Source organism: Nocardia sp. AB354, assembly GCF_049538315.1.
GTDB classification, from domain to species: domain Bacteria; phylum Actinomycetota; class Actinomycetes; order Mycobacteriales; family Mycobacteriaceae; genus Nocardia; species Nocardia nova.
Genome location: NZ_JBMVFU010000007.1, coordinates 332,074 through 338,942 on the forward strand (window position 1 = coordinate 332,074; position 6,869 = coordinate 338,942).

The window sequence follows — 6,869 nt, forward strand, 5'->3', positions numbered from 1 at the left end:
ATGCACAATCTCAACGCGCTGCTGTATTACATCCTGCTGGTGGTCCGCGCGCTCGGCATCATCGTCATCACGATCCTCGCCATGGGCATCCTCATCTCCGAGGCGGCCAAGTCGAAGTTGTCGCCGACGAAGGTGCTCGGCGTGGTCGGCTCGGCGATCCTCGCGGCGGTGCTGTTCTGGATGCTGCCGACACTGGTCAACTACGCACGATCCGATGCCACCAGCGTCGTGCCCGATCAACCGGTCGGGCGATACCGATGACTCAGCTGATCAAGGTGTACACGCCGATCAAACGGGTGCCCACCATGATCGGCAAAGCGCAGAACGGGCAGAAACTGCCATTCGGGCCGTACACACTTCCACAGGTGGCCGGCGGTATCGCGGTCATTCTCGTTACCTCGGTCCTCGCCATGATCCTGCCGGTGAATCCGGCGATCACTTTCGTGGTGGGGCTGATCCTGACGATTGTGGCGGTGTTCGGCCTGGGGTTGCTGCCCTATACCGGGGTACGGATGATCTCGCGGGCCATGTGGTTCGGCCGTTTGGTCTTCGTCCGTAAACCTGTGTCGGCCTCGGGTTTTCCGGTCACCGCCGAATCCGCCCGGCACACCCTGTTCATCGAGGAATCCGTGGTCATCATCTTCCCGGACGGGTCGGCGCCCGAGGCCGCGCCGGTCGGCCGGCCGGGATCGGGAAATGTCGCCGAGTTGCTTGCTACCCAGTCCACTTCGCTTCGTGCCGAGGGTAGCCGCGCAGTGGCAGGAGGAGTGCACTGAATGGCGTTCGAGCGAGATATTCAGCCCACCGCGGCCATTCGGGGCAACCTGCAATTCACGCACGCCGGATTGGTCACCGCGACCTATTTCATCAATCCGCTCGGTTACGGATTGCGCAAGGCCGGTGACAAGTTCGACGTGAAGGCGGCCCACCACGCGCTGATCAACAACCTGCCCAACGGCTCGCTCCTGCTGGGAATTCAGGCGCGGCTCAACACCATCGACGTGCTGGGCAAGATGGTCGAGGGCGTCGATCTCGACGAATGCGAGGATTACGCGCTCGAGGTGGTCGCCGCCTACGAACGGGTGCGTGCCATCGTGCCGCAGACCCGGATCTTCCTGCTGTCCATACCCGTCGGATCCAGCGGTCCGGCACTGTCGGGACTGTCGCGGATCTGGCGCGGCAGCACCACCACGATCGATGCCACAGCGCTGTCACGCGCCGATCTGGAGGCCTACGACGACACCGCGAACGAGATCCTCTCGCGAATCGGTGGCGATTTCGAACCGGTGCCGGTGCCGGCGGCGTTGTTCCAGTGGCTGTGGGAGCACTATCTGTCCCGGGGTGCGGTCGGCGATCCGGTCGCGCCGACCCGCGCGGGCGTTCTCGACGATGCCACCGCCGCCGTCTTCCGGTCCGCGGCCCTGGACGAAGGCGCCCAGGCCGACAGCAACCGCCGCCTGCGTCCGTCGTTCGTGCCGGTGATCAAGGTGGTTCAGCCCGACTTCGAATTCCGGCCGTCCTATCAGGCGATCCTGACCCCCCATTCGTTCCCGTACTCCGGGATGAATTTTCCGGGCGGCAGCGAATTCCTCAGCGTCCTCGACGGTATGGAGAACGTCACCATCGACTGGGCGATGCGAATTTCGACGCGCCCCGCGGACGCGGTGCTGAAGAACAACGAGCAGAATCTGCGCCGTCTCGGTGAGCAGATGGATCAGCGCGATCAGGAGGTGTCGTTCGCGCAGAACACGTTGATGTCGAAGGTGCAGATGCTCGGTGAATACAACAATCACTTCGAGGTCAACGGTGGCGAATCGGAGGTGTCGTTCACGACCGTGATCGCGGTCGGCAGCTCCTCGCACGACACCACCATGGATGCGGTCAATACCCTCAAACGCCGATACAAACGCTTTCAGGTGGAGATGACGGCACCCGTCGGCGCTCAGGTCGACCTGTGGTCCATGATGATTCCGGGCAGTCCGCCCCGGCGCGCCTACGACGACTTCGCCCATATCGTGCCGTCGGATATGTGGTCGGGTTTCGTTCCCTTCACGACCAGTCAGATCGGTGACGACAGCGGTCCGGTGATCGGCGTCAATTTGCTCTCCGGCCAATTCGAGCCAATTCACTTCGGCATCATGGAAGCGGCGCTGCACGACCTGTCGGCCTCGTTCGCGGTGACCGGCGAACTGGGTTCGGGTAAATCGTATTTCCTGAAACTTATGGCGGTGCTGGTCCACGATATGGGCGGGCAGTTCCTCGCCATCGACCGCAGTCAGGTCGGGGAGTGGGAACATTTCGCCTCCTCGATCGACAACGCGGTCGTCATCGACCTCAGCAATCCGACCGTGTCGCTGGATCCGCTGCGATTGTTCGATCCGCGTGTCGCCGGCGAACGCGCACTGGACTCGATCCTGCCGCTGCTGGACCTGTCGCCCACCAGCGGTGCCGGTGCGCTCATCGGCAGCATGCTCACTCCGAAAGGTATTGCCGAGCACGGCATTCGGAGTCTGCTCGATCTCTATCGCGTGGTGTGCCGGTTGCGCGACGAGCACGGCAGTGCCGAGGAGTACGCCGATCTCGCCGCCCGGCTGGGAGCCATCGTGGAGCGGGTGCCGGTCCTGTTCGATCCCGGCCTGCGACCGCTGCGACTCGACGCCGCGGCCACGGTCATCCGAAGCCACAACCTGGCGCTGCCGACGGCGGAAGAACTGGTCACCCCCCACCTGTACAACCGGTTGCCGCTGACCAAGCGCCTGGGCACCGCGCTGTACGAACTGGTGGGCGTCACCGCGCGAGAGGCGTTCCTCTCCGACAACGGCCGGTTCGGGCTGCTCGTCGGCGACGAGGCGCACCACTTCACTCAGACTCAGGTGGGATCCGCGGTGACCAGCGACTTCAGTCGCGACGGCCGAAAGCATCTGGCCGCGATCGGTTTGGCCTCACACGATCCGGCCACCGACTTCCAGGGCGCGGCGCACAATCTGATCCCGAACCGGTTCGTCTTCCGGCAGCGCGACGAGACGCTGGCCCGCAACAGCCTGGAATGGCTGGGCGTGGACCTCGACGAGGCGCCCTTCCTGCTCCAGATTCTGCGCGAGGAGACCTCCCCGCCGATCGGCCCCGGACGGCAGGTGCCCGAGGAGCGGCGCGGCGAGATGTTCATGCGAGACGCGTTGAACCGCATCGGTCGCGGCAAGGTGCTCGGGCCCGCCCGCCCCGATCGCGCCGAGGCCATCAGCAGTACGCCGAATGCCGCACCCAAGCGCGCGATACTGGAGAGACAGGCGGTGCTGTGATCGGCGATACGGGCACCGTGCACGGCCGGTTCGGTCCGGACTGGGAATTCGAATTCTTCGACCCGGCTCGGTGGCAGCCGCGCGCGGTGGCCCGCCGATGCTGGAATTGGATGTCGGCCACCCGGCGGCGGCGTTGGAGTGTCTCGGCGCTGGCTGTGTTCGTCGTGATGGTCGTGCTGCCGGTGGTGCTCGGCGCGGTGGCGACGGCGCAGACGGGGGAGGGGGATGCGGAGGGGTCCTCGGTCAACAGTGGACTGAGCTGGATGCATGTGCGCGATTCGTCCGGCGCGGAGTTGGCGAGTTACCTTTTCGCGACCAACCATGGGGGTCTCCTGCATCCGGGAAACACCGCCATATCCCTCGTGATCAGCCTCGAGTTCGCCGGCTGGATCGTCATCGTCACAACGGCGATCTGGCTCATCGGCTACGCCCTCAGTTTCGAATGGCTCAACCTCTTCAGCCGGGCTCTCAACGGGGTTGCCCACAGTCTGAGCGGTCAGATCGCCACACCCATGCTGCTAGCGGTCGCCGTCACGATCGGAGCGTTCTTCGTCGCTTGGTTCACCGTCCGGGGCTTCCACGCGAAGGCCACCATGCAGGTGGTGTCCATGCTGCTGATCGCCGTCATGGGTCCGATCTATCTGGCCGAGCCGCTCGCGGACGTACTGTCCTCCGACGGCTTGCTGGCCCAAGGACGGGACATCGGCATCTCGGTGGCCGCAGGTCTCAACGGCAACAGTCGCCCCGATGCCGCGGCCATGGTTCCACACATGCAGTCGGATCTGGCCGACAACTTCGCGCGGCGGCCGCTGCAGGTCTGGAATTTCGGACGCGTCGTGGATACCAACCCGGCGTGCAAGTCGGTGTGGACCTCGGCCGTCATGTCCGGCAGCGACAAGAGGATGAAAGACGGTCTCGAGAACTGTGACCGCGCGGCCTTCGATGCCACCCGGGAGCCGACCGTGGGGCAGATCGGAGCGGGGCTGATCCTCCTGCTCGCGGGCACCGTGCTGCTGCTGTTCGCCGTCTACTTGGCGCTGAAGATCATCAAAGCCGCGTTGGACACCATCTACCACGGCCTCATGTCGATATTCGGTTTCGCCGCAGGCGGATTCGTTTACGGTCCGACTCAGACCTTCCTGGTCCGCAATGTCGTCGACGGTTTCATCGCGGGCGCACGCATGGCGTGCTACACGATATTTCTCGGAGTCTACGTTCTCTTTCTGGGAAACCTGTTCAAGGAGGCGCAGAACGATGTGATGGCGATTTTCGTCGTCGGCGCCATCGTGGAAATCATCGCCATCTTCCAGCTCCAACGGCTGAGCAATGGGCTCAGTAGCGGAAACGAATGGGTGGCCAATCGCTTCGCGCTCGCGATGCAGGGGGTGTCCCGTGGCGGGGGTGGCGGCGGCTCGGGTGCGGCATTGGGTATGGGACAGGCCGGAGCCAAGCACAAGCTGGGCGGCGCGGCGATGCTGGCAACCTTGGCCGGTTTCAGCACCGTGAGCAATTCGCCGCTCACCGAATGGATGTGGGGACGCACGCGTAGCCCGCTGCGCCCATTCTCGCGCACCGAGCGTCAGGCGCAACTCGCGCAGTGGGGGGTGTGGGGCCGGGAGAACTTCGGTGGTGCCGACGGTTTGTATACGCAGTCCTACATGAACCGGCACCAGTACTCGTTCGCGGCACGGCAAGCCGCCGAGGCCGCGGGCGGTATCGACACCGTCATGGGTGCGTCAGCGGCCATCCAGGGCATCTTCGATTACGGCGGTGGTCTGGACCATGCGTGGGGCGCGATGCTCGGCGCCGGATTCACCGATGAGCAGATCATGTCGAATGCCATTCGTTCCTGGGGCATCGTCGCGCAGAATGCCGAAGACGAGACGCTTACCGACAAACACCTCGGTCATGTGGTCTCGGCTATCTCGCGCGCCCAGCATTCCGCCAATCGTGTGCTACGGGGGGAGGGGTCGGTCGAAGAGGCGGCAGCGGACCTGGCGACCCTACAGGCAGCGACCTTCCGCTTCCGGCGTGCCAATCCGGGCGGTGTCACGTTGGACGGTGGTGCGGCTTACGGCCAAGAGCGAGCATTCGTCGAGCGATACATGGCGGCTCCCAGTCAGGATCAGATCGAACAACTGCAGCTGGTTGCCGGCGGCGGCACATCTACACTGCCGGCCCTCGCCGGAATCGACGAAACCAGTGCCGACCGCATGCTCATGTGGATCGGTAACGAGCACGCCCGTGTCGTATCCACAGCGGTCGACCGATTGGTCGACGACCCGGGGGATCCGCACAATATTCGAGAGGTTCGCCGAGTCATTTCCCATGCGGCGGATACGGATCTCTGGGCTTCTCGAGTCCACCGGACGCCCTGGAATGCTCCGCAACCGCCCGGTACCAACCCACCCAATCCGAATTGGCGGCGCCAAATGGGCCGCGTCGGCCGGCAGATGCGCTGAGCAGCGGATTAACCGAGAGGCTTGTGAGGAGGCTGTCGATGAACAATCGGCCGGACGGGCTGCGGACAGCATTGGCATTCGTACCGTGGTGGGCTTGGGGTCTCGTGGTCGTCGTCGCGCTGTGCGGTGTAGTACTCATGGGAGCGGTGTTTCCTACTGCGGCACAGTCGGGTTCGTCGGCGTCGGACCTGCAGTGCCAATGCGCGAGCGCGATCGGGGACGACCCCAGTGAGACGCCCACGGCCACCACCGGCTCGAAGTGCGGGGGCGGGGGCACGGTTGCGGCATCGGATATCCCGTCCACCAATCCGTACGGGAGCGTGACCGTCGACCCGAGCGACACCGACGTCTCCGATTGGATCCGGTCGTGCCTGAGTGGACCGATGCAGTCGGCGCCCTATCAAATGCCGGAGTTGGCTTACGGCAATACCGGCTTCGCCGGCCGTTGCGCGGGTGCGCTCGCCGCGGGCTATCGCTCCGAGGCGGCCGATATGGCCGAACTGGTGCGAGGAGTGATCTACCAAGCGTCGGTGGCCGCGACCACACAGCGATGTGAGAAGACGTCGCTCGACGGAATACCCGCCCCCACCGGGAACGGTTGCCAGACGTCGACGGACGCCATCCGCGGCAGCAACTCGGGCGCGGTGATCCTTCCGACGACCCTCGCGGGTCAGGCGATCTGCGGCCAGCGCGTACAGCTTTCCGCCGCATCGGCGGGCGATGTGGTGTTCTGGGAGTACGGTTCGCGCGGGCCGGCTCGCGCCGGTGTGGCACTCGGCGACGGGACCATGATCACCGCCGACGCGACGACGGGAAGACTTGTGCAGCAGACGATTCCGACGAGCCGGGGCGTACAGGTCAAACGGGTATTGGGGGCGGGGGCATGACATCACCCGCCGAGGTGCAGCCGGGGGTCACCGGCGAGCCGAACGAGGAGCAGCCGTCCGACGGGACGACGCCGTGGACGCTGCGCCCGATGGAACAACGGTCGAAGCCAGACAAGGCCGTGACGCCGTCGCTCCCGGGAGTGCCGTCCGGGGGGAATGCTCCAGCGGCGTCGTCGTCTGTTCCGGGGGTTTCTCCGCCTGCGCCACCGGGTCCGGCTCCG

General features: G+C 65.0%; 5 protein-coding genes. All 5 read left to right on the top strand.

Annotated features, from left to right (window positions below; genetic code table 11):
* The 5 genes from ACPCUW_RS13340 to ACPCUW_RS13360 are packed head-to-tail and all read left to right on the top strand — an operon-like array spanning position 1 to position 6,648.
* Positions 1-261, top strand: a complete 261-nt coding sequence (locus ACPCUW_RS13340) for a hypothetical protein (protein WP_030517937.1) — start codon at positions 1-3, stop codon at positions 259-261.
* The gene (locus tag ACPCUW_RS13345; protein ID WP_063010445.1) at positions 258-776 is read left to right on the top strand and encodes a hypothetical protein; all 519 of its coding nucleotides are present in this window, start codon (positions 258-260) and stop codon (positions 774-776) included. The genes ACPCUW_RS13340 and ACPCUW_RS13345 overlap by 4 nt, the downstream gene beginning before the upstream one ends.
* Positions 777-3,299 (top strand): ATP-binding protein, encoded by a 2,523-nt coding sequence (locus ACPCUW_RS13350; protein ID WP_423425058.1) that lies wholly within the window; start codon positions 777-779, stop codon positions 3,297-3,299.
* Positions 3,296-5,761, top strand: coding sequence for a hypothetical protein (locus tag ACPCUW_RS13355; protein WP_423425060.1), 2,466 nt, complete (start codon positions 3,296-3,298; stop codon positions 5,759-5,761). The genes ACPCUW_RS13350 and ACPCUW_RS13355 overlap by 4 nt, the downstream gene beginning before the upstream one ends.
* 38 nt (positions 5,762-5,799) lie before the next feature.
* Positions 5,800-6,648, top strand: a complete 849-nt coding sequence (locus ACPCUW_RS13360; RefSeq protein ID WP_423425061.1) for an NlpC/P60 family protein — start codon at positions 5,800-5,802, stop codon at positions 6,646-6,648.
* Positions 6,649-6,869: the final 221 nt, after the last annotated feature.